2 protein-coding genes are annotated in these 2,069 nt (G+C 68.5%); one reads left to right on the top strand and one right to left on the bottom strand.

The genetic code is table 11. The features are described 5' to 3' along the window. Positions 1–300: hypothetical protein (locus G6026_RS14730; protein ID WP_206682032.1), on the bottom strand; the 300-nt coding region annotated here is incomplete at its 3' end. 68 nt (positions 301–368) lie between these two features. Here G6026_RS14730 and G6026_RS14725 point away from each other — a divergent pair. Further along, positions 369–2,069 (top strand): NAD(P)/FAD-dependent oxidoreductase (locus G6026_RS14725; RefSeq protein WP_241728108.1); only part of this gene is annotated, 1,701 nt, incomplete at its 3' end.

Here is a 2,069-nt window from a genome sequence, read left to right as displayed (position 1 = left end):
GAGAACCACGAGGTGGCGGCCCGCGGCCGACGTGTCGGACACCGAGGCCACCACGTCGGCCGCGATGTGCCGCAGCGGCGTGCGCCCACGCGCGTCCGTTACCTGCTCACGGCTGAGGACGCGCGCGGGCAACTCCTGATCCGGCGATATCCCGGCCGCACCGCTACGCCTCCACGCCCGCAGCACCCGCGTGTCGAGATCCGAGGTCGCGCCACCGGCGAGCGCGATCCCGTGGGCCCGGATCGAGCGCTCGGCGAAGGCCCGGGGGTCGGAGAACCTGAGGGCCGGGTGCAACGACATTGCCACCCCCTGGGGACAAAAGTGTGATCTACGTCATCGCCGAAGCTACACGACACGAAGGAGCGGACATGACCCAGACGACAGCCGTCCCCACCGAGCGAGGTGGGCCGGACGAGACGATCACCTTCTGGCTCGCGGAGTTCGACGACGCCCTCCGGGCGGGGGACTCCGACCGGGCCGCGCAGCTGTTCGAGCCCGACGGGTACTGGCGTGACTTCGTGGCCTTCACGTGGAACCTCAAGACACTCGAGGGACGCGAGCAGATCCGCCGGATGCTCGACTCCCAGCTCGTCGCGGTCTCGCCCTCCGACTGGTCGCTCGACGAACCCGCGAGCGCGTCGGACGGTGTGGTCGAGGCGTGGGTGAGCTTCGAGACCGTGGCCGGCCGCGGATGGGCCCACCTCCGACTGCGTGACGGCAGGGCCTGGACCCTCCTGACCACGATGCAGGAGCTCAGAGGCCACGAGGAGAAGAGGCGTCGGACCCGGGAGCAGGGCGTCGAACACGTCATCCGGAGGGGGCGCAAGACCTGGCTCGAGCGGAAGCGGGAACGTCAGGAGACGCTCGGCTACACCGAGCAGCCGTACACGGTGATCATCGGTGGCGGGCAGGGCGGGATCGGACTCGCGGCCCGACTCAAGCGCCTGGGCGTGCCGACCCTGGTGATCGAGAAGAACGAGCGGGCCGGCGACTCGTGGCGCAAGCGCTACAAGTCGCTCCACCTCCACGATCCGGTCTGGTACGACCATCTCCCGTACATCCCCTTCCCCGACGACTGGCCCGTGTTCCCCTCGAAGGACAAGGTCGGGGACTGGCTGGAGCACTACACCGCGATCATGGAGCTCGACTACTGGTCCGGCACGCAGTGTCTCAACGCGGACTTCGACGACCAGTCCGGCACCTGGCGTGTCGAGGTGGACCGGCGCGGTGAGAGGGTCGAACTCCGACCCACCCAGCTGGTGTTCGCCCTCGGGGTCTCCGGTTACCCCAACATCCCTCACGTCGAGGGCGCCGAGTCGTTCGCGGGGGAGCAGTGGCACTCCTCCGAGTTCACGGGTGAGGGGGACGTGGAGGGTAAGCGGGCCGTGGTGATCGGCTCGAACAACTCCGCGCACGACATCTGTGCCGCGCTGTGGGACCACGGCGCCCAGGTCACCATGGTTCAGCGCTCGTCCACCCACATCGCGAGAAGTGACTCGCTCATGTCACTCGCGCTCGGACCCCTGTACTCCGAGGAGGCCCTCGAGGCCGGCGTGACGACCGAGAAGGCCGACATGCTCTTCGCCTCCTGGCCCTACCGGCTGCTCCCCGGGGTGCAGATCCCCGTCTACGAGCAGATGGCGGAGAAGGACGCCGAGTTCTACGGCAGGCTCCGGGACGCCGGATTCGAGCTGGACTTCGGAGAGGACGGCTCCGGCCTGTTTCTCAAGTACCTCCGTCGCGGCTCGGGATACTACATCGACGTCGGTGCCAGTCAGCTGGTGATCGACGGCGAGGTCGCGTTGGCGCGCGGTCAGGTGACGCGGATCCACCCCGACGGGGTGGAGCTGGACGACGGGACGATCCTGCCCGCCGACCTCATCGTCTACGCCACCGGCTACGGCTCGATGAACCAGTGGCTGACCGATCTGGTGTCCCAGGACGTCGCCGACCGGGTGGGCAAGGTCTGGGGATACGGCTCCGACACCACCCGGGATCCCGGGCCCTGGGAAGGGGAGCTGCGCAACATGTGGAAGCCGACGAACGTCGACCAGCTCTGGATCCACGGC

It is taken from the genome of Dietzia sp. DQ11-38-2 (assembly GCF_014145055.1).
In the GTDB taxonomy this organism is placed as follows: domain Bacteria; phylum Actinomycetota; class Actinomycetes; order Mycobacteriales; family Mycobacteriaceae; genus Dietzia.
The sequence above is the reverse complement of the archived record's forward strand: the minus strand, read 5'-3'. Positions and strand labels throughout refer to the sequence as shown.